Here is a 22530-nt window from a genome sequence, read left to right as displayed (position 1 = left end):
GACGGGGGAGGGGTTTTTGCGAGGCGCCAGCCTTCTTCCTCCCCCGTCTTCGGGGCAGGTAAGGTGGGGGTGCGACGCAAAGATTCTATCGACCTGCGCTAATCCCCGCGGCTGCGGGTCTTCAGCAGCTTGTGCTGGTCGCGTTTCCAGTCGCGCTCCTTCTCGGTCGCGCGCTTGTCGACCTTCTTCTTGCCGTGCGCCAGGCCGAGCTGCATTTTGGCGATGCCGCGTTCGTTGAAGTAGATCGAGAGCGGGATCAAGGTCATCCCCTGGCGCTCGGTCTGGCCGTGCAGCTTCTTGATCTCGCGATGCTTCAGGAGCAGCTTCCGCGGGCGGCGCGGCTCGTGGTTGAAGCGGTTGGCGGATTCGTATTCCGGGAAATAGGCGTTGTAGAGCCAGATCTCGCCGTCCTTCTCGGTGGCGAAGGCCTCGTTGATGCTGACGCGCCCGAGGCGCAGCGACTTCACCTCGGTGCCGGTCAGCACCATGCCGGCATCGAGCGTGTCCTCGATGAAAAAGTCGTGCCGCGCCTTGCGGTTCTGCGCGGCGAAACGGTCTTTGGAAGTGTCGCGGGCCATCGTGGTTTCAATAGATACAGCGGGGGCATGAAATAAGCAGCCCCTACTGTCCGATCAAGCCCACTTTCTTCATCGCCGCCTCGACCTTGGCGCGGCTGGAATCCGCGATCGGCGCCAGCGGGAGACGCAGTTCGGACGTGCCATGCCCGAGCAGCGACATGGCGAACTTGACCGGGCCGGGGCTGGTCTCGCAGAACATCGCGTCGTTCAAGGGCATCAGCTTCTCGTTGATCGACATCGCGGTGTCGATGTCGCCCTTGCGCCAGGCGGCGTGCATTTCCGAGGTCAGTTTCGGCGCGGCGTTGGAGGTGACCGAGATGCAGCCATGGCCGCCCTGGATCAGGAACGGCAGCGCGGTCGCGTCCTCGCCGGAGAGCTGGCAGAAATCCTTGCCGATGGCGATGCGGGTACGGATCGGCCGGGCGAGATCGGCGGTCGCGTCCTTGACGCCGACCACGCGCTCCAATTTCGCGCAGCGCGCCATGGTGTCGACCGACATGTCGACGGCCGAGCGCGGCGGCACGTTGTAGATCACGATCGGGATGTTGGTGGCGTCGTGGATCGCCTTGAAGTGCTGAAACTGCCCTTCCGGCGTCGGCTTGTTGTAATAGGGCAGCACGATCAGCGCCGCGTCGGCGCCGGCCTGCTCGGCATGCTTGGTGAGGTCGATCGCCTCGTCGGTCGAGTTGGAACCGGTGCCGGCGATGACCGGCACCTTGCCCTTGGCGACCTCGATGCAGAGTTCGACCACGCGCTTGTGCTCGTCGTGGGAGAGGGTCGGGCTTTCGCCGGTGGTGCCGCAGGGAACCACGCCGTTGATGCCCTCGGCGATCTGCCAGGCGACGAATTTCTGGAAGGCCTGCTCGTCCACCGCGCCGTTCTTGAACGGTGTCATCAAAGCCGTGATCGATCCCTTGAACATCCTGCCCTCGCCGCGTCCCGCGTGTTCTTGTTAACCCAGTCTACACCAAGGCCCTGGTTCAATTGAGGCTTGAACCGGTGGGTTTCGGCGCGCGGCGAACATATCGGGCGGGCCTCGAACCTGCAAGTCGCCGGGAAACCCGGCGATTCGCCGGAGATGCAATTTGAGAAAAGCTTTCTAAACGACTATAATGCCACGGAAATCTTTCGGAGCCCGAGTCGTGGTTTCGGGCAGATATCGGGGTAGCGCCGTGCGGCGGGTTGGACTTCTTCTGCTGGTCTTGCTGGGTTTGGGTCTGGTTTCGGGCGGAGCGCGCGCCGATGCGGGCGGCCTCAGCAGCAGCGACATTGCGATCTACAAGCAGGCTTTCGCGGCGGTCTCCAAGGACCGCTGGGGCGAGGCGATGACGATCGCGGCCAAGGCCAAGAACCCGCTGCCGCGCAAGGTGATCCTCTGGCTGAACTTGAGCCGGCCGGGTCCGGGCCGTTCCTTCGACGAGATCTCCGCCTTCATGGGCAAGAACCCGAAATGGCCGCGCATGGGCAGCCTGCAGGCCCAGGCCGAGCGCGCCATGCCCGAGGGCATGCCGGCGAAATCGGTGATCGCCTGGTTCAAGGACCGCGCGCCGCAGACGCCGAAAGGCGCGACCCGGCTGATCGCGGCGCTCTCCGACAGCGGTGCCGCCGAGGCGGCGGCCAAGATCGCCCGCGCCGCCTGGATGGATCTCGATTTCGATTCCGACGACGAGAGCGATTTCCTGGATGCCGCCGGCTCCTTCCTGCGCCCGGCCGATCACGTGGCGCGGCTCGACCTGCTGCTCTGGGACGGGGACCAGGATGCCGCCAAGCGCATGCTCGACCGCGTGGATGACGGCTACCGGCTGGTCGCGGTCGCGCGCATGAAGCTCGCCGACGAGGCGAGCAGCGCCGAAGCGGCGCTGGCCGCGGTGCCGGCCAAGCTGAAGCTCGACCCCGGCCTGGTGTTCGAGACCGCGCGGTACTGGCGGCGCCAGGACGAGTTCCAGAAGGCCGCGGCGGCGCTCGACACACCGCCCCTGAAGGCGCGCAAGCCGGATAAGCTCTGGGGCGAGATCGAGAATGCGGCGCGCGACGCGCTGGACGAAGGCTCGGTCTCGATCGCCTATCGGCTGGCCGCGAGCCATGGCTCGGAGAGCGGCACCGCCTTTGCCGACGGCGAGTGGCTGTCGGGCTGGATCGCGCTCCGCTTCCTGCAGGAGCCGGACACGGCGGTGCGCCACTTCTCCAATCTCTACAACGGCACCAGCTCGGTCTTCTCCAAGGCGCGCGGCGCCTATTGGGCCGGCCGCGCCGAGGAGGTCCGCAAGAACAAGAAGGCGGCGGACAAGTGGTACAAGCTCGCCTCCGCAAACCTCACCGTCTATTACGGCCAGCTCGCGGCGATGCGGCTCGGCACCAGCACCGCGCTCCGCATCAAGGTCGAGCCGAAGCCGACCACGAAGGAGACCAACGCCTTCGACAAGCAGGAGCTGGTGCGGGTGATCCGCGCGTTGAACGCGATCGGCGTCAAGGAGCGCACCCGGCCCTTCCTGGTGCGGTTGATCCAGGACGCCGACGAGAAGCTGGCCGACTACCGCATGCTGGCGATCCTGGCGCGGCAGAGCGACCAGGACGACCTGGCGCTGATGGCGGCGAAGAACGCGCGGCAGAGCGGCGCCGAGATGGCGGACTATCTCTTCCCGGTGATCTCGGTCCCGGCCGGCGGCAAGGTCGAGCCCGCCTTCGTGCTCGGCCTGATCCGCCAGGAGAGTGCCTTCAACGCCCAGGCGGTGAGCCCCGCCGGCGCCATGGGCCTGATGCAGCTGATGCCCGACACCGCCAAGCAGATGGGCAAGCAATTGAAGGTCGCGAAGTTCAAGGATTCGCGGCTGACCTCGGACCCGAAGTTCAACATCACGCTGGGCCGGGCTTATCTCGACAAGCTGGTCGATCGCTTCGGCGGCTCCTATGTGCTGGCGACCGCGGCCTATAATGCCGGGCCCAACCGGGTGCGGCAGTGGATGGACACCTATGGCGACCCGCGCCAGGCCGACACCGATGTGGTGGACTGGATCGAGAGCATCCCCTTCGACGAGACCCGGAACTACGTACAGCGCGTGATGGAGAACCTGCAGGTCTATCGCAGCCGCCTGACCAAGGGTCCCTCCAAGCTGGCGCTGGACGACGATCTCCGGCGCGCCGCCGTCAACTGAAGCATCGCAAGCCTGCTCCGGCCGGTATTGTCGGCATACAATTGCGCGCGCGGGGATGGTTGTTGTGACGTGCCAAGCTGTGGAAGAGTATCCGCTCTTCAATGCTTGCAAGGCACGGGTCCATGGACAGCTTGGAAAATTCCGCCGGCTTGGCGGTGCAGTTTGCCGATGTCGAAGCCGCCGCGAAAAGGATCGCCGGCAAGGCGGTGAAGACGCCGCTGCTCCATTATCCGCAGCTCGATGATGCGCTGGGCTTCCGCCTGCTGGTGAAGGCCGAGACTCTGCAGCGCACCGGCTCGTTCAAGTTTCGCGGCGCCTGCAACAAGCTGATGATCGTCAAGGAGCAGAACCCCGGGGCACGCGCGGTGGTCGCCTTCTCCTCCGGCAACCACGCGCAGGGCGTCGCGGCGGCGGCGGCGATGCTCGGCTTCAAGGCGACCATCGTGATGCCGGACGACGCGCCCCGGATCAAGATCGAGAACACCAAGGCGCTCGGCGCCGAAGTCGTGCTCTACAAGCGGCACACGGAATCCCGCGAGCAGATCTCCAGCGACATTGCGGCCAAGACCGGCGCGGTGATGGTGCCGCCCTACGACGACCCGGCGATCATGGCGGGACAGGGCACGTCGGGGCTGGAGCTCTGCGCGCAGGCCGAGGCGCTGGGGATGAAGGCGGATGTGGTGATCGCGCCGGCGAGCGGCGGCGGCCTCGTCGCCGGCGTCGCCGCGGCGGTGAAGCATCTCTGGCCCGCGGCGCAGGTCTATGCCGCCGAGCCCGCGACCTGCAACGACCTGCAGCGCTCGCTCATGGAGGGCAAGCGGGTCGGCAATGCGCCGGGCTCGGTCTCGATCTGCGACGCCCTGATGTCGCCGATCCCGGGCGAGCTCACCTTCCCGGTGCATAAGGCGCTGCTCAGCGGCGGCCTCGCCGCCAGCGATGCCGATATCCTGAAGGCGATGAAATTCGCGCTGACGCGGCTGAAGCTGGTGATGGAGCCGGGCGGCGCCTCGTCGCTGGCCTGCGCCCTGCTCAACCGCGATAAGTTCCGGGGCAAGACGGTCGCGGTGGTGGCATCCGGCGGCAATGCCGACCCGGAGATGCTGAAGCGCGCGCTGGACGGCGAGGATTTCGCGATCCCCTGAAACGAAGAAGCCCGGGCTTTTGACCCGGGCATCTGTTTCCAATCGGCACGAGATCCGCGGGTCAAGCCCGCGGATGACGACTTGAGGCCCTAGTTCACCGCGGCCTTGTCGGTGGGGACCAGGGGTTCGGTGTTGCCGAGGCCCAGCACGCGATCCTTCGGTGCGCCGACCGGTTTGGCCAGCAGGCCCTTGTCGAGCACCGGAGCGGCCGGCGAAGAGTCGATCCGCTTGCACATGCCTTCGAGGAAGGCGCCCTGCTCGATCGAGAGCGACTTGTGCAGGATATCGCCGGTGACGCGGGCGGTCTTCTCGAGCACCACGTTGTCGGCGCGGATCTGGCCGTTGACGATGCCGCAGATCTTCACGTTCTCGGCCTGCACCGCGCCGTGGACGGTGGCACCTTCGCCGACGGTCACGTTGCGGCTCTGGATGTCGCCTTCGACCCAGCCGTCGATCTGGATGTCGCCGCTGCAGACCATGTCGCCGTTGATCCGGAGATCCGGGCTGATGATCGAGGGCACGCTGGCCTTGGTGACCGGCTTGCTGCCGCCGTCCATCATCGAGGTGGACTGGCTCTGCTTGTTAGCCTTTGAAAACATACCGCCCTGCCTTCAAGAAGCCCATGGGATCGAGCGGCTTGCCCTCGAAGCGGACCTCGTAATGGACGTGTGCCCCCGAGCTCCGGCCTGAATTGCCGAGTTTGCCGATCGTCTGCCGATAATCCACCAAGTCCCCGACCTTTACCAGGACCGAATCGAGGTGGGCGTAAACCGTCATGATGCCGAGGCCGTGGTCGATCTCGACCACCCGCCCGTAGCTGCCGCGCCAGCCGGCAAAAATTACCCGGCCGGGAGCTGTCGCCATCACGTCGGACTTGATGGAATCCACCATGTCCAGGCCTTCGTGGATGGCGGCCTCGCCGTTCAGCGGGTCGGTGCGCTCGCCGAAGCCGCTGGAGATGTAGTAGCGGTCCACCGGGGTCGAGAGCGGCAGCGAACGCAGGATCACCTGCAGCTTCTCCCAGCGGCCGACCTCGTCGTCGAGGGTGGCGACGCTTTCCAGCAGCTTCTTCTCGTTCAAATCCTTGGTGTCGGTCGGGGCGGGAATGAACGGACCGCCCTGCCCCATCCCGGGCTCGGAGGTGAGGCGCAGCAGATCATCGACCTTGAGGCCGGTCATCTGCACCGTCTTCTCCATGTCGGAGAGGTTCTGCCGGGTGCGCTCGGTCAGATGACTGACAAAGCTCGCCTGGCTTTCCTGCAGGGTGGAGAGGCGCTGCTTCAGATCCTCGATCGTGCCGGCCATGTCGGTGCGGTCGGTCTGCACCAGGTTGCGCTGGGCGATCACGGTCGAGAGCGCGCGCTGGTTCTGCGCGACCTGGCGGGTGAGGTCGAGATTGGCGACCTTGGTCTCTTCGAGCTGGCGCTGCAGATCGGCGAGCTGCCGGTTGAGCGCGTCCTGCTTCTCGGCCTCGGCCGCGAGCTCGGCATCGAGCCGGCTCCTGGTCTCGGTCAGCTGGGCGAGGCGGGAATTCAGCGCCAGGTTCTCGTTGTGCTGGGCCGCCACCTCGCGCGCCAGCCGGTCGCGGTCCTCGGTGACGCTGTCGCGCTCGTCGGTCAGCGCGGTGTTCTTGTGCTGCACGTCGACCAGCTGCTTGCTCAAGGACTGGTTGCGCGCGGCGATGCGCTGCAGGTCGGTGTCGAAGGAGGCGAGCTTGTCGCGCAGCGCCAGGCGCAGCTTCTCGCGCAGAGCCTGCTGCTCCTCAGGGCTTGCGGCGGTCAGGGTCCAGAAGTCGCCCGACGCGGTTCCGCCGGCGAGGCGGCGGCGCGCGGCGCTCTCGTCGTCGGAGAGACCGAGCAGATAGGTCTCGTCGGCGACCGCGACGTTGGCACTCTTGGAGAACTGGTCGAAATAGCCGGTGACCTCGGTCAGCAGCCGCGTATAGGCATCGTCGGCGTTGCGCACCTCGATGTCATGGCCGCGGATCGAGAGCTGCTGCACGCTCATGCCGATCGACGCGGTGATCGCCGAGAAGCCGATCACGGTCAGCGCCACGACGCTGACGACTTGAGTCCGCGCGGTCAGCCGCAGGTAACGGATGCGGCCGTCGCTGCGCAAGATCACGTCGCGCGTCGCGAAGACCGCCTGCAATTTCTCTCTTATGCGCAGGAATCTCGTTACCGGCATTTTATGCAGCACCGCCCCCGTCGACCCGACTGAACTTTCCAATGAACGCGAACACAAGCTCAGATCCCCAGCAGGTCATGAGCAATTTTATTATTATTGTGCGGCTAGCTTTATATCCCCAAGCCGCATATGGCAACCCAAAATCTCGCCGTTAAGGCCTTGTGATGAGCCGGGAAACTGCCTTAATCCGGTCACAGTCCCAGGCTCCGGAATCGGGTTGCACCGGGCCTGGATTCTCCCCTCAGGGGACGACCTGATAGGCGTATTTGATGTCGCGGCCTTCCGCGAAGACGATGCAGCGCCGCTTGTTCAATTTCGCCCGGCATTCGTCCAGCGCGGCGGTTCGCGTGATCGGGCTGATCTGGCAGGCATAATTTCGGCACGATTTCACGTCGGAAGCCTGGCCATCGACCGTGATCATGAACAGGCCATAGCCGATCGCGACGTCGTTGCGCAGGTATTTGACGTAGTCCTGCCACACGCGCTGGGTCATCACCATCTTGCTGCCGGTGAAGCCCGCCGGCGGATTGACGGCGCCGGTTGCGGGCGTGATCAGTGACGCGCCCGGCGTGGTCGTGAGCGGCGCGGGCATGCCCGGCGTTTGCATGGCCTTGAAGTCGGCCGGCTTCTCCGGCTCGGTGCTCTGCGCCACCGCCGCCGGCATGCAATACGCAAACGCCGCCGCCGCCAAAACCGCGCCCAAGAGCCTGTGCATCCTCCGCAACAATGCTGCGCTTCGCTTCATCACCGCGATGATAGTCGATCAAGCATCTCACGTCAGCACGCCCAAGGAGATGAGCGCGACGGCGAGGCTCGCCGCAACCCGCGCAACGCGGCCGCCCGCGTCCGTGACCAGGATGCCCGGGCCGCCGCTGCAGCCGAGGTCAAGCCGGCGCGCCAGTTCACCCGCGCCGCCGTCATAGGCGACCAGAGCGCAGCGCCGGAGCGGCATATAGAAGGCGGGAAAGAGGGCGGTTACCGCCGCGGTGAGGTCGCGTGTCGCGACAACCAGATAGAGGCCCATGTTTCGTCCCTGTACGCCTGCGGCTTCCGCGGCCCCGAACCGGAAACCAAATCCCGCCCGAAACGCAGCGGGCCAGCGGTTTGTTCCCGCCAGCGCATTGTTTTGGCGAGAAGATTTCCACGCCAGCTCCGAAAGCGGCTTTACGCATGGACACCCTCTCCGAAAAACGTATTATGCGGTGAAGCAGGCCCCGCCCGGGGCGCTGCGATGCCGGAGCGGTGAATGACGGAGATTTCGGAAGCTGCACGTCGCTTGAAGGAACTGCGCGAGCAGGCCGGGCTGACGATGCGCGCCGTCTCCGAGGCCTTGGGCTGGAGTCTCACCCGCTATCAGCATTACGAGGACCGCTATAAGCGCCGCTTTCTGCCCTTCGAGCTGGCGCGCGATCTCGAGGCGATCTTCGTGCCGCATGGCGTCGAATCCGGTGCGGTGCTGGGCCTCGCCGGCATCGAGGCCGGACAGCCGGTCAACCAGCGCCGCGAGAGCGCGCCCGCCCGCGCCGCCGCAACGCAAGCGCAACGCGATTTGCCGGTCATGGGCACGGTCAAGGGCGACGGCGACGGCTTCCTGTTCATCCAGGGCGAGGCCAAGGAATTCGTCGAGCGCCCAGCCAACCTCAAAGGCGTGTTCAACGCACTGGCGCTCTACATGGACGGCGACCTGATGGAGCCGCGCTACTACGCCGGCGAATTGCTCTATGTGAATCCGAACCGGCCCCTGACCAAGAACTGCTTCGTCGCGGTCGAGCTCGCCGACGGCCAGGGCCTGATCCGCCAATTCCTCCGCCGCAACGAGGACGAAGTCGTGCTGCGCCAATTCAACCCGGCGAAGGACGTGCATCTGAAGGCGGGAAATGTGCGGAAGATCGTGCGGATCACCGGGGCCGCGGAAGCGGGGTGAGTTCCGCTGGATTCACTCGGTCGTCATCCCGGCGCTAGGCGCCGGGATCCACGCCTTGGATCTCGAAAGAAGAAAAGGCGTGGATCCCGGGACCAAGTCCCGGGATGACGGAGCTTCTTGAAGCTCTTGCGTTCAATCGGGCAACGACGCAATGCGCCGCGCTATATCTCCACCACCACCCGCCCGCGCACCTTGCCGGCCAGAATCTCCGGCGCGAAGCCGGCGATGTTCTCGAGCGTCGCGGTCTGGATCGTGGACTCCAGCTTCTCCACCGGCAGATCCTTGGCGAGGCGTGACCAGGCAACGCGGCGGCGTTCGATCGGGCACATCACGGAATCGATGCCGAGGATGTTGACGCCGCGCAGCAGGAACGGGACGACCGTGGTTTCCAGCTTGGCACCGCCGGCGAGGCCGCAGCTCGCCACCGAGCCGTGATACATCACCTGCGACAACACGGTCGCGAGCGTCGCGCCGCCGACGGAATCGATAACGCCGGCCCAGGCCTCGCTGTCCAGCGGCTTGCCGCTCGGCTTGGCGATGGTCTCGCGCGATATGATCTCGGCTGCGCCGAGGCCTTTGAGATAGTCATGCGTCTCGGCGCGTCCCGTGGAGCAGACCGTCTTGTAGCCGAGCTTGGCCAGGATCGCGGTTGCGACGCTGCCCAAGCCGCCGGCGGCGCCGGTCACCAGCACCGGGCCTTTGGCCGGCGTGAGACCGTGCTCCTCCAGCGCCATCACCGCCAGCATCGCGGTGAAGCCCGCGGTGCCGATCGCCATGGCGCGGCGCGCGTCGAGGCCGGCGGGGATCTTCACCAGCCAGTCGCCCTTGGCCCGCGCCTTCTCGGCATAGCCGCCCCAGCGCGCCTCACCGACGCGCCAGCCGGTCAAGACGACGGCATCGCCGGGCTTGAAACCTTCATGCGCACTCTCAAGCACGGTGCCTGCGAAATCGACGCCGGGAATATGCGGGTATTGCCGCACCAGCCGCCCCTGCCCCAGCAGGATCAGCCCGTCCTTGTAATTCAAGGTGGAATGCGAGACCGCGACGGTGACATCGCCCTCCGGCAGCTTCGCCTCGTCGACCTGCCGGATCGACGAGATGACCTTGCCGTCCTTCTCTTCCAACACCAGGGCTTTGAACATCAACGCATCTCTCTGCGGTTGGTCACTGAATGACGGATAGTGTGAAGCCGGTCAGCCGGCCGGCGGCGACAAAATCCAGGCGGTCTTTGGTCAGCGGAATATCCAGGGTGATGCTCTCGGTCAGCGCGACACGGACGGTGCAGCCGTCGAAGGTTTCCGCGTCGCTCGCGCCCGGCCGGAAGACGATCTCTCCGCCGGACTTGGCGGCCTCACCGCCGATCAAATCGCCACCATAGACATTGCCGCCGATGAGCGTGATGCGTGGGTTGAGCTCGTCATACCGAATCGCCGGCCCGGAAATGCCGAGGACCTTGGCTTGCTGCAAGATGCCGTCGCGCGACGCATAGGTCACGGTTGCGACATAGCCGGCCTTGTCTTCCTCGCTCCCTGCAGCGATCGTGCCGCGGCGCACGCTGAGGCCGATGAAACGACTGGCGTCTGTTGCGCCCTTCACCGTTAGTTCGGCAACCGAGCCCAATTCATCGGCGAGAAACAGCAGCTTGCCGCTGCGAAGGTCGTAGTAGCGGTAAGGACCGCCGGGATCCTTGAAATGGTCGGCGCGACCGTCCCTTTCACCCGTATAGAGCTTCAGGAACGGCCCAACGGTTTCGGCAATGGAAAGGTCCGTGAATTCATCATGCACTTCGGGAGCAAGCGACAGTGAATAGAGAGGCGTAGCGTTGCCGGCCGACGCGTCGAATACCGAGACATCCATGCGATCGACCAGCTCGGCGAATTCGCACTGGCCATCCACGGAATGCCGCCACACTTCGGTCTTCAGCACGAAGTGCCGCCGATCGATTCCGTCACCGATCCAGACCAGACTGAAATCAATATCCTTCTTGGCAAAAAGGAAGTCCCATTCAACGCCGCAAACAGGCGTCTTACGCCGTTGCAGCTCGACATCGAACGTGGCATCGCCTTGGAGCTTCAAGCTGGCATCCGGGGGCACTTCATCGGCGCGGGCGAATCTAACCAAACCCGCCACGATCAGGCCGGCAAACAAAATGCCCAGGAGAGAGCGCGTCCGCATGGACGCCAGTCTAGCGGTTTTGTGGGCCGCGGAAAGCCGGCAGCTTAGGCCCTTGCCAGCGTCTCCGTGAACCGCACCGGGGCGCCGATCGGCTTCTCCAGCAGCTCATCGTCGCGCATGACGATGTTGCCGCGGATCACCGTTGACTTGACCCAGCCGGTAATCTTCATGCCGGCATAAGGCGTCCAGCCGCATTTGGTGCGGATCCAGTCGTTGGTGATCTCGCGCTTTTCCTTCAGATCCACGATCGAGAGGTCGGCGTCGTAGCCCAAGGCGATGCGGCCCTTGCCGGCGATGTTGAAGATCCGGGCCGGGCCGGCGCTGGTGAGATCTACCACGCGCTGCAGCGTCAACCGTCCGGCGTTCATGTGGTCGAGCATGATCGGCAGCAGGGTCTGCACGCCGGGCATGCCGGAGGGCGACTGCGGATAGGGCTTCGCCTTCTCCTCCTTGGTATGCGGCGCGTGGTCGGAGCCGATGCAATCGACCACGCCGTCGCGCACCGCCTGCCAGAGTGCCTCGCGGTGACGGGCGTCGCGCACGGGAGGGTTCATCTGGGCGAAGGTGCCGAGCCGCTCGTAGCATTCGGGGGCGGCGAAGGTGAGATGATGCGTCAGGCATTCCATCGTCACCAGGTCCTTGTTGGCGGCGAGGATCGGCACCTCGTCGCCGGTCGAGACATGGAGGATGTGGATGCGGCGGCCGGTCTTGCGGGCCAGCGCGATGATGCGCTTGGTGGCGCGGAGCGCGGTCTCCTCGTCGCGCCAGACTGGGTGCATCGCGGGGTCTGCGCCGCCTTTGACCAAGGCGAGGCGCTCGCGCAGCCGCGCTTCGTCCTCGGCGTGGATCGCGACCCGGCGGCGGCCGTTGGCCAGCACGCGTTCCAGGCTGTCGTCTTCCGCAACCAGCAGGCTGCCGGTGGAGGAGCCCATGAAGATCTTCACGCCGGAGCAGCCCGGGACCAGCTCGGTCTGGGCCAGCGTCTCGATATTCTCGTCCGAGGCGCCGACGAAAAAGGCATGGTCGACCCAGCTGCGGCCCTTGGCACGGTCGAGCTTGTCCTGGATGTCCTTGCCGTCGAGCGTGTTCGGGTTGGTGTTGGGCATCTCGAAGATCGCGGTGATGCCGCCGAGCGCGGCGCCCGCGGTGCCGCTTTCCAGGTCTTCCTTGTGGGTAAGTCCGGGCTCGCGGAAATGCACCTGGGTGTCGATCGCACCCGGGAGCACGGTCAGGCCCCTGGCGGCAATGCTTTGCGCGGCCTTAGCCCGGGAAAGATCGCCGAAAGCAGCGACTCGGCCGCCCTTGATGCCGATATCGGTCTCGGTCGGGCCGCTGACGGTCCAGACCGTCCCGCCGATAACCGTCAAGTCGAAGGAATTTTCCATCCGGGGCTGATTTCCGGGCTGCTGGGGAGGTTGTGACCTGATGTCTAAGGCTCCGGACCCCGGCGCGCAAGTCCATGACCTCGCCCCTGACTTCGCGGGACTTGGGATAGCCGGGGGCTTGGGATAGAATGCCGGGCAACGGGAGGAGCAAGCATTGAGCGTGATACCCAGCGTCACAGAAATGCGGGTCAAGCTCGAGGAACTGCGGTCGGAGCACCGCGACCTCGACGACGTGATCCAGCGGCTCGCCGAGACCTCGCCGTTCAACCAGCTGCAGATCCAGCGCCTGAAGAAGCGCAAGCTCGCGCTCAAGGATCAGATCATCAAGCTGGAATCGAAGCTGCTGCCCGACATCATCGCGTAAGGGGCATCATCGCGTAAGCGGCATCATCGCTTAGCGTCCAATCGCTTTCAGCCCTCCTTCTCCCACGGCGGGGCGCCGTTTACCTCTCGTTTAGAATGAGTTTAAGCGACAACCGGTCACATGGATGCGGGGCGGAATTCCGCTAAATTGACGCTTATCAAATTGCCCCGGTGCACATGATCATGTCCTCCCGACCGACCTGGACCGAAGCACTGATGCGCGGCCTGAAGCGCAGCTGCCCGCGCTGCGGCAAGGGCAAGATGTTCGCCGGCTATCTGACGCCCGCCGAATCCTGCGCATCCTGCGGCCTCGCCTTCGAGCCGCTGCGCGCCGATGACGCGCCGGCCTATTTCACCGTGTTCCTGGTCGGCCATGTGGTGATCGCCGGCGTGCTGTTCACCGAGCAGCTCGGGCATCCGCCGATGTGGGTGCAGTCGCTCTGGGTGCCGGTCGCGGTGGTGATGATGGGCGTGCTGCTGCCGCTGATCAAAGGCGGCGTCATGGGCGCCATCTATTCCAGCCAGGCCTCCGAGCACCGCCACCCGGCGGAGTAGCTCAACTCTTCGCCTCGAAGATCGCGTAGAGCTTGCGGACCGGCTCGACCGTTTCCCAGGTGCCTGCGAAACCGCTCGGGATGACGAAGCTGTCGCCCTTCGAGAAGGTCTCGGCTTTCCCGGCGGCGTCGGTCAGCACGCATTTGCCTTCCAGGATCGCGCAGAACTCGCTCTCGCTGTAGCTGACCGGCCATTTGCCGACCGAGGATTCCCAGATGCCGGAGAAGAACTGGCCGGTCTGATCGGTGAAGTAGTTCTGCAACCTGGTCACCGGCGCGCCGGAGATCGGGTTGTCGGGCTTGCCCGCCTCGACCGCGGGCGGATTGGCCCCAAAACGAACAATGGCATTCGACATAACGCGCTCCTTGCTGGCGGATGCGGTGTACTTAGCACAGGCCTGCGGCGTTTTGACATCACCCCCGGGAACTCTATAGTCGGCGGCAGCTTCCCGCAGGTGCAGTTCCCGCGCAGGTCTTCGTGCCAGAACAAAAAGTCGGATGGGGCGCCGTCTTCAAGGACGGGCTCGGCCTTTACACCATCATGCTCAATCTCGGCATCGGCCTGCATGCGGTTGATGTCTTCATCGTCACCACGGTGATGCCCTCGGTGGTGCGCGATATCGGCGGCGCCAGCTATTACTCCTGGACCACCATGCTCTACATGGTGGCCTCGATCATCGGCGCCGCGACCGGCTCGCCGATGAAGGCGAAGTTCGGCGCGCGCCGCGCCTATTGCCTGGGCTCGCTGCTGTTCCTGCTGGGCTCGGTCTCCTGCGCGCTGAGCCCGGCGATGTTCGTGCTGCTGGCGGCGCGGCTGGTGCAGGGCTTCGGCGGCGGCCTCATCATCTCGCTGTCGATGGCGCTGGTCTCCGAGCTCTATCCGGAGCGGTTGCGCAAGCGCATCCTCGGGCTCATTTCCTCCACCTGGGGCGTCGCCGCGCTGATCGGCCCGGCGGTCGGCGGCACCTTCGCGGAATACGGATTCTGGCGCGGCGCCTTCTGGATCAACGCGCCGATCATCATCGGCTTCATGGCCGCGGCCTGGTTCGGCCTGCCGGAGCGCAGCGCCACGCCGCCCAAGCACGGCTTTCCCTGGCGGCGCATGGCGCTGCTCAGCCTCGGCGTGCTCTGCGTCGGCGTGGCCAGCAACTGGCACAGTATCGCGGTGCAGGCGGCGCTGATCGCGGCTTCCGTGCTGCTGGTCTGGCAGACCTTGCGGCTGGATGCGGCGGGGGCGGCGAAGCTCTTCCCCAGCCATCCCTTCTCGCCGAATACCACGACCGGGTCGGCGAGCTGGGTATTCTTCCTCTCCTCGATGACCCATACGGTGATCGGCGTCTTCCTGCCGCTGGCGCTGCAGGTGCTGCATGGCGTCGATCCGCTGGTCGCGGGCTACATGACCGCGAGCCTCGCGGTCTCATGGACCGCGGCCTCGATGGCGACCGCGCATCTCCACGGCCGCGCCGCCTCGATCGCGATCATCGCCGGGCAGGTGATGTGCGTGACCGGCCTCGCGGCCCTCGCCTTCGGCATGGAGCAGGTGCCGACCTACGTCATCCCGATGCTGAACGGATTGGTTGGCCTCGGCCTCGGCTGCTCGAATCTCCATGTGACCGCGGCCACCATGCGGCATGCGCGGGCCGGCGAGGAGACGCTGACCGCCTCCTCCATTCCGACGATCCGCTCGCTGGGCATTGCCTTCGGCGCGGCGGCGGCGGGCGTGATCGCCAACGGCGCAGGGCTGACCGACGCGCTGCTGCCGGCCGACGTGTCACATGCGGTGCTGACGGTGTTCGGGATCGGCGTGCTGGCGCCGGTGGGAGCGCTGCTCTTCGCCTTGCGTTTCACCAGCCTGCTGGCGGCTAGCCCAAACCCGGCCAGGACCGCGCCAGACTCGGCCGGCGCGACACACTGAGCCACCAGCGCGCGAGACGCCTGGAGGCGGCGATCGCCTTCTGCCCTTCCGGCGTCATGGAGAGGTAGGAGGCGATCGGCATCAGCGCGATGTCGGCCAGGGTCACCTGCGGCCCGATCAGGAGCTCGGATTTCTCGCCGTCGTGTGCCGCGAGCGAGATCTGCTCGATCGCCTGCAGGGCATCGGTCATCGGCTGCACCGCCTCCTCGACCAGGCGCAGGTCGGTGGCGCTGCCGAGGAAGGGCGCGAACAGCCGCTGGGTCGCGATCTTGCCGATCGCCGCGGGATAGAGGTATTCGCGGATGATGCCCTGGATCTCGACCATCATTGCCCGCGGGCGCGCGGCCGAGGGCTGCAGCAACGGGCCTTCGAAACCCTCATCGACATAGCGCAGGATTGAATCGCAATCGAACAGCGCGAAATCGCCCTCGACCAATCTGGGCTGCTGCGCAGCGAGGTAGCGCAAGAGGTCGGCGAGACGGAAGCCGCGGGCCCGCAGGATGTCGGGCTCGATCAGGTTATAGAGGACGCCCTTCTCCTCCAGCGCGACCCGGGCCGCGCAGACGAAGCTGCTGTTCGCCGGGCCATGGAGCTCGATTTCCGCCAATGCGCCTTCCCCTGCTCTAGGCCGCAAGTTACCGGCGGCGCGGAAAGCCGGTCAACTTTCTTGACCGGCGGCTTGCCCGGCTTATCCTCGCGGCATGAGCTTCGATTTCCTCGCGCATTGCCGCCCCGGCATGGTGCTGAAGACCCGCGACCGGCGCGAAGCCCGGATCACCGCGGTCGACCCCGAGAACGGGTTGATCTCCGGCGAGGTGCCGATGCTGGGCGCCTGTGCCTGGCGGGCCGACGGGCAATTTCACCGGGCGCCGGCCGGCGCGGCGGGGCCCTGGGACTTGATGCCTCCGGCGGAAGACGTCGCGACCGCGCAGCGGCGCGAATCCCTGGCCGCGGCGTTGAATGCCGAAGACGGCAATCCCGGCTGCTGCGATTAGACCGCCGCGGGCTCGCGCGGCGTGACCTTGATGCCGGGCAGGCCGCGGCGGCGCTGGTCGGGGATCACGATGGTGACCGTGGTGCCGACGCCGACTTCGCTGTCGATGTCGATGCTGCCGCCGTGCAGCTCGCAGATGCCCTTGACGATCGAGAGACCCAATCCCGTCCCGCGGTAGCGGCGCGCGATGTCGCTGTCGATCTGGCCGAAGGGCGAGAGGGCCTTCTCAATGTCGGCGGCGGCGATGCCGATGCCGGTATCGGCGACGCTGAACACCGCCGCACCCTCCGCGTTGCGCCGGTAGCGCAGCGTGACGCTGCCCGCGGGCGTGAACTTCACCGCATTGGACAGCATGTTGAGCAGGGCTCGGAACACGGCGCGGGCGTCGGCCTGGATCACCAGCGGCGTCGCCGGCAGGTCCATCACCAAAGTCAGCCCCTGCTCGCCGGCCTGGTGGCTGACCTGGTGGGCGGCGTCGTCGGCGATGGCCGAGCAGTCGCAGAGCTCCAGCCGCAGCTCCAGCTTGCCGGCCTCGAGCTTGGAGAAGTCGAGGATGTCGTTGATCAGGCTCAAGAGATGCAGCCCGCTCCTGCGGATGTCGCGGATGTAGCTGCGGTAGCGCGGGTTCTCGATTGCGCCGTAGAGCTCGACCTCCAGCACCTCGGAGAAGCCGATGACCGCGTTCAAGGGCGTGCGCAGCTCGTGGCTGACATTGGCCAGGAACTCGGACTTGGCGCGGTTGGCGACCACCGCCTGCTCGCGGGCCTCGATCAGCGCCTGCTCGCGGGCTTTAAGGTCGGTGAGGTCGCGGGTGACCCCGATCTGCCCGGCGCCGCCCGGCATCTCGAAGCGGCGGGATTCGATCAGGCGGCCCTTGGGCTCGCGGTAGAGACGGCGCCGGATCGGCTCGCGCTCGCCGCGCTTGGCCGGGGGCGCGTCGCCGCACCATTCGTTGTCGTCGTCGACCAGCTCGTAGCCGCCGTCGCGCAGCTTCCAGGCGATCAGGTCCTGCAGCTTCATCCCGGTCTTCAGCACGCCCGGCGGGAAGTTCCACATCCGCTCGTAGGTCTGGTTCCAATGGCGGATCTCGCCGCCGTTGCCGAGCACGACGATGCCTTCGTCGATCGAATCGATGGTGACGCCGAGCAGGCTCGCGGCCTGCTGCAGGCTGGCATTCTTGGCCGCGACCAGATCCGCATAGCTCTCCGCGGCGCGGCGGGTGCGCAGGATCTGGTCGAGCGCCATCACGCAGAGTGCGGCCAGCAGCAAGGTCACCAGCGCGATCGGCATCAGCAGGCGGTCGATCAGGTGCCGCCCCGGCTGCGGCGGCTGCCAAGTGAGATAAGCCACATGCGTGCCGTCGGCGCCGACCAGCGGCTGGCCGATCGCGCCGGCTTCGATCGCCGCGGCGGTCTTCAGCCCCTCGACCCGCGTCGCCAGCGCGATCGCGTTGAGGCTGGCGGCATCGAGCGCGGTCAGCATGACCAGCACCGGCTGCGGCGCGGCCGGACCGGCGGGCCGGGCATAGGGTGTCACCGCGGCGGCGGCGGCGAGATAGACGGCATCGCCGCGGCCGAGCACGGCATGGACCGGCACCGGCACATCGGTCGCGCGCGAGCGCGCCGCTTCCATCAACTCGGCGAAGCCGCCGCTGAATTCCGGCAGCGTGCCGCGCGCGACCTCGCGCGGGCCGATGAAGCCGTAGAGCACCCGGTCGTCGCCGCCGACCGCCAGGATGCCGGTGACCTGCGGGTAGCTCGCCGGGATGGTGAGCGGGCCGATGTTGTCGCGGGCCCAGTTCGGCGAGAAGCGGATCGCCAGATTCTCGACCGCGGAATCCCACCAGGCGTAGTCGCGCGCGATCGATTCCAGGGTCTTCGAGCGGTCGCTGACCTGGCCCGACATCTCCATCAGCGAAGTCTGCGCCGCCTCGCGGTCGAGCCCGACGCCGCCGAGATAGGTGAGGCCGAAGACCGCGCCGACGCCGATCGCGAACAGCATCAGCACCGGCGCCGCGGGGCGCCAGCGGTCGAGCCAGCGGCGCAGGCGCGCCTCGCCCTTCCCGGAAATGCTGCTCGCGCTTCCGCTGAAGGGATTCCGGTCCTGCTGCTGTCCTCGAGCCACCCGCTCTTCCGATCTCGCCGGAGATGGGCGCGCAGTCTAACAGCGGCCCCCCGGCGGTTCACGGAGATATACGGTTAGGACCGCTGGGTCCAAGCTTTCCGAGGCTTTGCCCGGTCTCCGGCGGACCTGTCTCGATTCCCGGGATGGGGCGCCGGAGAAAGTTCGGATTTGAACAGTTGCCGCGCTGCAACAGCGACCATCTATCTTTTATATGACAATAGCTTAGCTGGTTATCGTAGAGTCACTTTAGATGCTTGACTTTTCGCTTATGCAGCATCATCTTTTGCAGTGCGACAACGGAAATCTCCCCTGACAGTACGTTGTCGCGGCGCCCCTCATGGGCGTTTCCTCCCAGAACTTGGGCCGTGCCAGACGCACGGCCCTTTTTTTTAAAACGATACAATGGCGCCTGGGTTGCGGCGGCTGGGTTGCGCGCCTATTGGCCAGGCAGCGAGGCATCGCCCTCGCCCAGCGCGCGCTGCATCAGCACGGTATCGACCCAGCGCCCGAACTTGAAACCGACCGCGCGGAAGGTCCCGACCGCGGTGAAGCCGAGGCCGGCATGCAGCGCGATCGAGGCGCGGTTGGCGCTGTCGCCGATCACCGCCAGCATCTGCCGTTTCCCCGCGGCGGTGGCACCGTCGATGATCGCGGCCAGCAACTGCCGGCCAATGCCGCGCCCGGTCGCAGCCGGATCGAGATAGACCGAATCCTCGACGCTGAAGCGATAGGCACTGCGCGGCCGATAGGGCCCGGCATAGGCATAGCCCAGCACCCGCTCCGCTTCGCAGGCGACCAGATAGGGCAGGCCGAGCTCGGCAATGCTGCGCCAGCGTCGCTCGAACTCGGCGAGATCGGGCGGCACTTCCTCGAAGCTGGCGGCGCCGTTGAGGACATGGCCGGCATAGATCTCGCGCAAGGTCGCGAGATCTTCGGCGGCGGCGGGGCGAAGCGTGACGCTCAACGCCGGCGGATCAAGGCCGGCGCCTCACGGGCCAGCATGGCGATCAGGCGCTCCAGCCGCGCCTTGGTCTCCTGGAACTGCGGGAGACGCTCGAGGGTCTGCTCGTCCATGTAGATCGAGCGGTTGATCTCAATCTGCAGCACATGGATGCCTTCGGTCGGCCGCCCGTAATGCTGGGTCACATAGCCGCCGGAATAGGGATTGTTGCGGCGGACGTTGGCGCCTTCCTTGCGGAGATGCGTCTCGGCCGCGGCGGTGACCGCATCGGCGCAGGAGGCGCCGAAGCAATCGCCGAGCACGAAATCCACCCGCGATCGGCCGAGGTCGCGCTCACCCTGCCCGCCGACCGAGGGCATCGAGTGGCAGTCGATCAAGAGGCAGCCGCCGAAGCGCTCGCGCGTTTCCTGCATCAGGGCCGAGAGCGCCTGGTGATAGGGCCGGTAATAGCGCGCGATCCGCTGCTCGGCTTCCGCGAAGGGCAGCTTGCGGCCATAAATCTCGCGATCGTTGGCGGCGAGGCGCGGGATGCTGCCGAGCCCGGCGGCGACCCGCGGCGAATCGGTGATCGCGGCCTCCGGCAGCCGGTCTTCGAACATCACGGGATCGAGCTCGAAGGCCTCGCGGTTGGCATCGACATAGACCCGCGGGAACAAAGCCTTGAGGACCGGTGCGCCGTGGCTCGGCCCGGCGGCGATCAGCTCATCGACATAGCAGTCCTCGCTCAAGCGCAAGGTGGCGCGGTCGAGCTTGGACATCTTGAGGAATTCCGCCGGATAGCGGTCGCCGCTGTGCGGCGAGGCCAGCACCAAAGGCGTGCTCTGCCGCGTCGGGCGGCTGATCTCATAGGCTGCCTGGCCGGCGGCATCGGGCGCCGCCGGGCTTTCGGCTTCCATACCCGGGGCGGCGGCTTCCGGGGCATCTTGGGTTTTGGGCAGGGCCGTGCCGTTGCTCATAGCCATTAGATTTAGTGAATTCCGGGCGGGCTGTCAGCGCCTGGATGCCAATGGTTTGCCCCGAGGCTTACCAGAACCAATAAAGCGGTTGATTTCCGGTGCTTGCAAAGCGCCGGAGGGGGTGGTATCTCGCGTGCCGCCGGCCCAACCGGCACCCAGCCCAGCGGCCCCGCGCCCTGGGCCGCGCTTTTAAAAAGCGCTGTGATATCGGGCGGTTAGCTCAGCGGGAGAGCACTACGTTGACATCGTAGGGGTCACTGGTTCAATCCCAGTACCGCCCACCATCGCTTCCCTCAGCATCGAGCTTCCAAAGCCTCACGGCTCTTCCATCCCGTTGCGCTTGGCCCAGTCGAAGGGATAGAGCGCGTAGAAATAGGCGCAGCGGCGGCCGGTGATGTCGTAGTCCAACGTGCAGCCCTCCGGCAGCCAGACGATGTCGCCGACATGGCATTCCATCTCGCCCTGGCCGGTGCGGATGATCATGCTGCCTTCGTGGATGAACAGGATCTCGTCGTAGAGCGTGGTCCAGTGGACCTTGATGTTCTCGGCGATCTCCAGGCCGCCGCCCATGTGCTGCGAGATCTTGCCGTTGATCACCCGTGCGATCGTGGTCTCGCCGCCCGGCGCCTTGCAGGGGATGAACGGCAATTCGTTGCGCTTGAAGTGAATGGCATTCGGCATGTCGCCCTCCTGCTGGGTGGTTGCTCTATTTGCTGACGCGTGACGTGGTGATGCCGCCGGGCGCCAGGCCCGCGAGCGCGCGCACGATCGGGCCGGGCGTGCGGTCGAGATGATCGAGCCGGTCCTTCCGCGCGATCGCGGCGCGGACCATGTGCGCGCCGATGTAGCGGATCGGCTCCGGCGGCAGCCAGCGCTCGGCCGGCCGCACCAAGCCGCAGCCCGACCATTCGTCCTTCAGATCCAGCGCCAGCGAGGCGAGGATCCGACCGGCGATCGGCGTGGTCGCGACGCCGTTCCCGGAGAAGCCGTAGCCGTAGAAGATATGCGGATGGCCGGGCAGCGCGCCGAACAGCGGCAGGCCGCTCCGGGTGCGGTCGATCGGGCCGAACCAGCTGTCGGCGAAAGGCACCTTGGCGAGCTCTGGATAGCCGCGCTCGACGCAGGCGCGGATCACGTCCTCGCGGGGGCTGCGGCCTTCCCAGCGCCCGCCGTTCAAGCCGCCGAAGCCGATGACACCGCCGGTGACGCCGGGATTGAAGCGGTGATCGCGGGTGGTGCGGAAGCCGGTGACGAAGAGCTGGGAGTCGCCCATCAGCGGCTTCTCCTTGTAGCCGAGCTTCTCCAGGAGATCGGGGATGGGCTCGGTGACCGCGTCCTCGCTGGCGATGACCAGGATCGCCGCGCGGAGCTCCGGGATCGAGGTCGACCAGGCGTTCATGGTGAGCACGACGCGCTCGGCGGCGATCGAACCTTTTGCCGTGTGCACGACCGCGGGCCGGCCGCGCTCCAGCCGGGCCATCGCGGAATTCTCATAGACGCGGATGCCGCGCTTCAGCACCACCTTGCGCAGGCCGCGCGCCAGCTTGCCGGGATGGATGGTGGCGGCGGTCGGGTCGTGGATGCCGGCGAGGAAGGACTTCGAGCCGGTCATCGCGGTGATCTCGGCGGCGGTCACTTCGCGGAACGGCGTGAGCCCGTGTTGCGCGAGTGCGGCGAGGATGCCGCGCCAGGAACCCACGTGCCGACGACAGGTCGCACCCCAGATCCAGCCGTCGCGGCGGAACTCGATGTCGATGCCTTCGGTGCGGAAGAAGGCGTCAAGCTCGGACGCGGAATTGCCGAACACATGGCCCAGCCGGATCGCATCCGCGGTGCCGCAGAAGGCCTGCAAGGCGGCGAACTTGGCCCATTGCGAGAGCACCATGCCGGAATTGCGGCCGCTGGCGCCGCCGCCGAGGATGTCGGCCTCGACGATGGCGATGTCGAGTTCCGGCTTGCGCTGCTTCAGCTCCAGCGCGGTCCACATCCCCGCCATGCCGCCGCCGACGATGCAGACATCGGCGCGCTGCGCGCCTTCGAGCGCCGCCTCGTCCTGCTCGCCGGGCTGGATGGCTTCGCGCAGCCAAGGGCCGCGACCGGCGATCCGGGTCTCGCCCATG

General features: G+C 66.4%; 23 protein-coding genes and 1 tRNA gene. 8 read left to right on the top strand and 16 right to left on the bottom strand.

The window, feature by feature from the left end; translation table 11 throughout:
* Positions 1-98 precede the first annotated feature (98 nt).
* Together smpB and dapA are read right to left on the bottom strand one after the other, a co-directional pair.
* Positions 99-578 carry an SsrA-binding protein SmpB gene (gene smpB / locus ACH2CY_RS24495; RefSeq protein WP_395022411.1) on the bottom strand — a complete coding sequence of 160 codons (480 nt, stop codon included), beginning with the start codon at positions 576-578 and terminating at the stop codon, positions 99-101.
* A 43-nt stretch (positions 579-621) separates the two neighbouring features.
* Complete coding sequence (dapA, locus tag ACH2CY_RS24490; protein ID WP_395022410.1) at positions 622-1500, bottom strand: 4-hydroxy-tetrahydrodipicolinate synthase; 879 nt, start codon at positions 1498-1500, stop codon at positions 622-624.
* Positions 1501-1750: 250 nt separating this feature from the next.
* Between dapA and ACH2CY_RS24485 the strand changes: the two genes are divergently transcribed.
* Together ACH2CY_RS24485 and ACH2CY_RS24480 are read left to right on the top strand one after the other, a co-directional pair.
* Positions 1751-3730: a lytic transglycosylase domain-containing protein gene (locus tag ACH2CY_RS24485; RefSeq protein ID WP_395022409.1), complete on the top strand. Its 1980-nt coding sequence runs from the start codon at positions 1751-1753 to the stop codon at positions 3728-3730.
* Positions 3731-3852: 122 nt separating this feature from the next.
* Positions 3853-4872 (top strand): threonine/serine dehydratase, encoded by a 1020-nt coding sequence (locus ACH2CY_RS24480; protein ID WP_395022407.1) that lies wholly within the window; start codon positions 3853-3855, stop codon positions 4870-4872.
* An 89-nt stretch (positions 4873-4961) separates the two neighbouring features.
* Here ACH2CY_RS24480 and ACH2CY_RS24475 read toward each other — a convergent pair whose 3' ends face one another.
* The 4 genes from ACH2CY_RS24475 to ACH2CY_RS24460 all read right to left on the bottom strand — a co-directional run bounded on the left by ACH2CY_RS24475 (position 4962) and on the right by ACH2CY_RS24460 (position 8083).
* A complete protein-coding gene (locus ACH2CY_RS24475; protein ID WP_395022406.1) occupies positions 4962-5471 on the bottom strand; it encodes a polymer-forming cytoskeletal protein in 510 nt (169 codons plus the stop codon).
* Complete coding sequence (locus tag ACH2CY_RS24470) at positions 5455-7023, bottom strand: peptidoglycan DD-metalloendopeptidase family protein (protein WP_395022403.1); 1569 nt, start codon at positions 7021-7023, stop codon at positions 5455-5457. The genes ACH2CY_RS24475 and ACH2CY_RS24470 overlap by 17 nt, the downstream gene beginning before the upstream one ends.
* A 277-nt stretch (positions 7024-7300) precedes the next feature.
* The gene (locus ACH2CY_RS24465) at positions 7301-7762 is read right to left on the bottom strand and encodes a hypothetical protein (RefSeq protein ID WP_395022402.1); all 462 of its coding nucleotides are present in this window, start codon (positions 7760-7762) and stop codon (positions 7301-7303) included.
* A gap of 69 nt (positions 7763-7831) precedes the next feature.
* The gene (locus ACH2CY_RS24460) at positions 7832-8083 is read right to left on the bottom strand and encodes a hypothetical protein (protein WP_395022399.1); all 252 of its coding nucleotides are present in this window, start codon (positions 8081-8083) and stop codon (positions 7832-7834) included.
* A 222-nt stretch (positions 8084-8305) separates the two neighbouring features.
* On the opposite strand from ACH2CY_RS24460, the gene ACH2CY_RS24455 reads away from it, so the two are divergent.
* Positions 8306-8983, top strand: a complete 678-nt coding sequence (locus ACH2CY_RS24455) for an XRE family transcriptional regulator (RefSeq protein ID WP_395022398.1) — start codon at positions 8306-8308, stop codon at positions 8981-8983.
* A 161-nt stretch (positions 8984-9144) separates the two neighbouring features.
* Here ACH2CY_RS24455 and ACH2CY_RS24450 read toward each other — a convergent pair whose 3' ends face one another.
* Genes ACH2CY_RS24450 through ACH2CY_RS24440 form a run of 3 tightly spaced genes read right to left on the bottom strand, consistent with a single transcriptional unit; the run spans position 9145 to position 12543 of the window.
* On the bottom strand, positions 9145-10125 hold the full coding sequence (locus ACH2CY_RS24450; protein ID WP_395022396.1) for an MDR family oxidoreductase: 981 nt from the start codon (positions 10123-10125) through the stop codon (positions 9145-9147).
* A 22-nt stretch (positions 10126-10147) separates the two neighbouring features.
* Entirely contained in the window at positions 10148-11158 is a 1011-nt protein-coding gene (locus ACH2CY_RS24445) for a hypothetical protein (protein WP_395022395.1), read from the bottom strand.
* Positions 11159-11202: 44 nt separating this feature from the next.
* Positions 11203-12543, bottom strand: a complete 1341-nt coding sequence (locus ACH2CY_RS24440; protein ID WP_395022393.1) for a dihydroorotase — start codon at positions 12541-12543, stop codon at positions 11203-11205.
* Between the two features lie 181 nt (positions 12544-12724).
* Between ACH2CY_RS24440 and ACH2CY_RS24435 the strand changes: the two genes are divergently transcribed.
* Entirely contained in the window at positions 12725-12907 is a 183-nt protein-coding gene (locus ACH2CY_RS24435; RefSeq protein ID WP_028099835.1) for a DUF465 domain-containing protein, read from the top strand.
* A gap of 182 nt (positions 12908-13089) precedes the next feature.
* Positions 13090-13461, top strand: a complete 372-nt coding sequence (locus tag ACH2CY_RS24430) for a DUF983 domain-containing protein (protein WP_395022392.1) — start codon at positions 13090-13092, stop codon at positions 13459-13461.
* A 1-nt stretch (position 13462) separates the two neighbouring features.
* Here the strand turns inward: ACH2CY_RS24430 and ACH2CY_RS24425 are convergent, their stop codons facing one another.
* The gene (locus ACH2CY_RS24425; RefSeq protein ID WP_395022391.1) at positions 13463-13816 is read right to left on the bottom strand and encodes a cupin domain-containing protein; all 354 of its coding nucleotides are present in this window, start codon (positions 13814-13816) and stop codon (positions 13463-13465) included.
* 122 nt (positions 13817-13938) lie between these two features.
* Here ACH2CY_RS24425 and ACH2CY_RS24420 point away from each other — a divergent pair, with 122 nt between their 5' ends.
* A complete protein-coding gene (locus ACH2CY_RS24420) occupies positions 13939-15375 on the top strand; it encodes an MFS transporter (protein ID WP_395022389.1) in 1437 nt (478 codons plus the stop codon).
* On the opposite strand, the gene ACH2CY_RS24415 is transcribed toward ACH2CY_RS24420, so the two are convergent.
* The gene (locus ACH2CY_RS24415) at positions 15323-15982 is read right to left on the bottom strand and encodes a glutathione S-transferase family protein (RefSeq protein ID WP_395022388.1); all 660 of its coding nucleotides are present in this window, start codon (positions 15980-15982) and stop codon (positions 15323-15325) included. The genes ACH2CY_RS24420 and ACH2CY_RS24415 overlap by 53 nt on opposite strands.
* Before the next feature lie 94 nt (positions 15983-16076).
* Between ACH2CY_RS24415 and ACH2CY_RS24410 the strand changes: the two genes are divergently transcribed.
* The gene (locus ACH2CY_RS24410) at positions 16077-16370 is read left to right on the top strand and encodes a hypothetical protein (RefSeq protein ID WP_395022387.1); all 294 of its coding nucleotides are present in this window, start codon (positions 16077-16079) and stop codon (positions 16368-16370) included.
* Here ACH2CY_RS24410 and ACH2CY_RS24405 read toward each other — a convergent pair.
* The 3 genes from ACH2CY_RS24405 to ACH2CY_RS24395 all read right to left on the bottom strand — a co-directional run bounded on the left by ACH2CY_RS24405 (position 16367) and on the right by ACH2CY_RS24395 (position 20410).
* Positions 16367-18493: an ATP-binding protein gene (locus ACH2CY_RS24405; RefSeq protein WP_395022386.1), complete on the bottom strand. Its 2127-nt coding sequence runs from the start codon at positions 18491-18493 to the stop codon at positions 16367-16369. The genes ACH2CY_RS24410 and ACH2CY_RS24405 overlap by 4 nt on opposite strands.
* A 436-nt stretch (positions 18494-18929) precedes the next feature.
* Positions 18930-19457, bottom strand: a complete 528-nt coding sequence (locus ACH2CY_RS24400; protein WP_395022385.1) for a GNAT family N-acetyltransferase — start codon at positions 19455-19457, stop codon at positions 18930-18932.
* Positions 19454-20410 carry an N-formylglutamate amidohydrolase gene (locus tag ACH2CY_RS24395; protein WP_395022384.1) on the bottom strand — a complete coding sequence of 319 codons (957 nt, stop codon included), beginning with the start codon at positions 20408-20410 and terminating at the stop codon, positions 19454-19456. Before ACH2CY_RS24395 ends, ACH2CY_RS24400 begins: the two co-directional genes overlap by 4 nt.
* Positions 20411-20619: 209 nt before the next feature.
* Between ACH2CY_RS24395 and ACH2CY_RS24390 the strand changes: the two genes are divergently transcribed.
* A tRNA-Val gene (locus ACH2CY_RS24390) sits at positions 20620-20694 on the top strand.
* A 31-nt stretch (positions 20695-20725) separates the two neighbouring features.
* Here the strand turns inward: ACH2CY_RS24390 and ACH2CY_RS24385 are convergent.
* Together ACH2CY_RS24385 and ACH2CY_RS24380 are read right to left on the bottom strand one after the other, a co-directional pair.
* Entirely contained in the window at positions 20726-21091 is a 366-nt protein-coding gene (locus tag ACH2CY_RS24385) for a hypothetical protein (protein ID WP_395022383.1), read from the bottom strand.
* A 25-nt stretch (positions 21092-21116) separates the two neighbouring features.
* Positions 21117-22529: an NAD(P)/FAD-dependent oxidoreductase gene (locus ACH2CY_RS24380; protein ID WP_395022382.1), complete on the bottom strand. Its 1413-nt coding sequence runs from the start codon at positions 22527-22529 to the stop codon at positions 21117-21119.
* Position 22530 lies beyond the last annotated feature (1 nt).

The organism is Dongia sp. (assembly GCF_041905885.1).
Taxonomy (GTDB): domain Bacteria; phylum Pseudomonadota; class Alphaproteobacteria; order Dongiales; family Dongiaceae; genus Dongia.
Note: the sequence above shows the minus strand (reverse complement) of the source record. Positions and strands in the feature narration are given on the sequence as shown.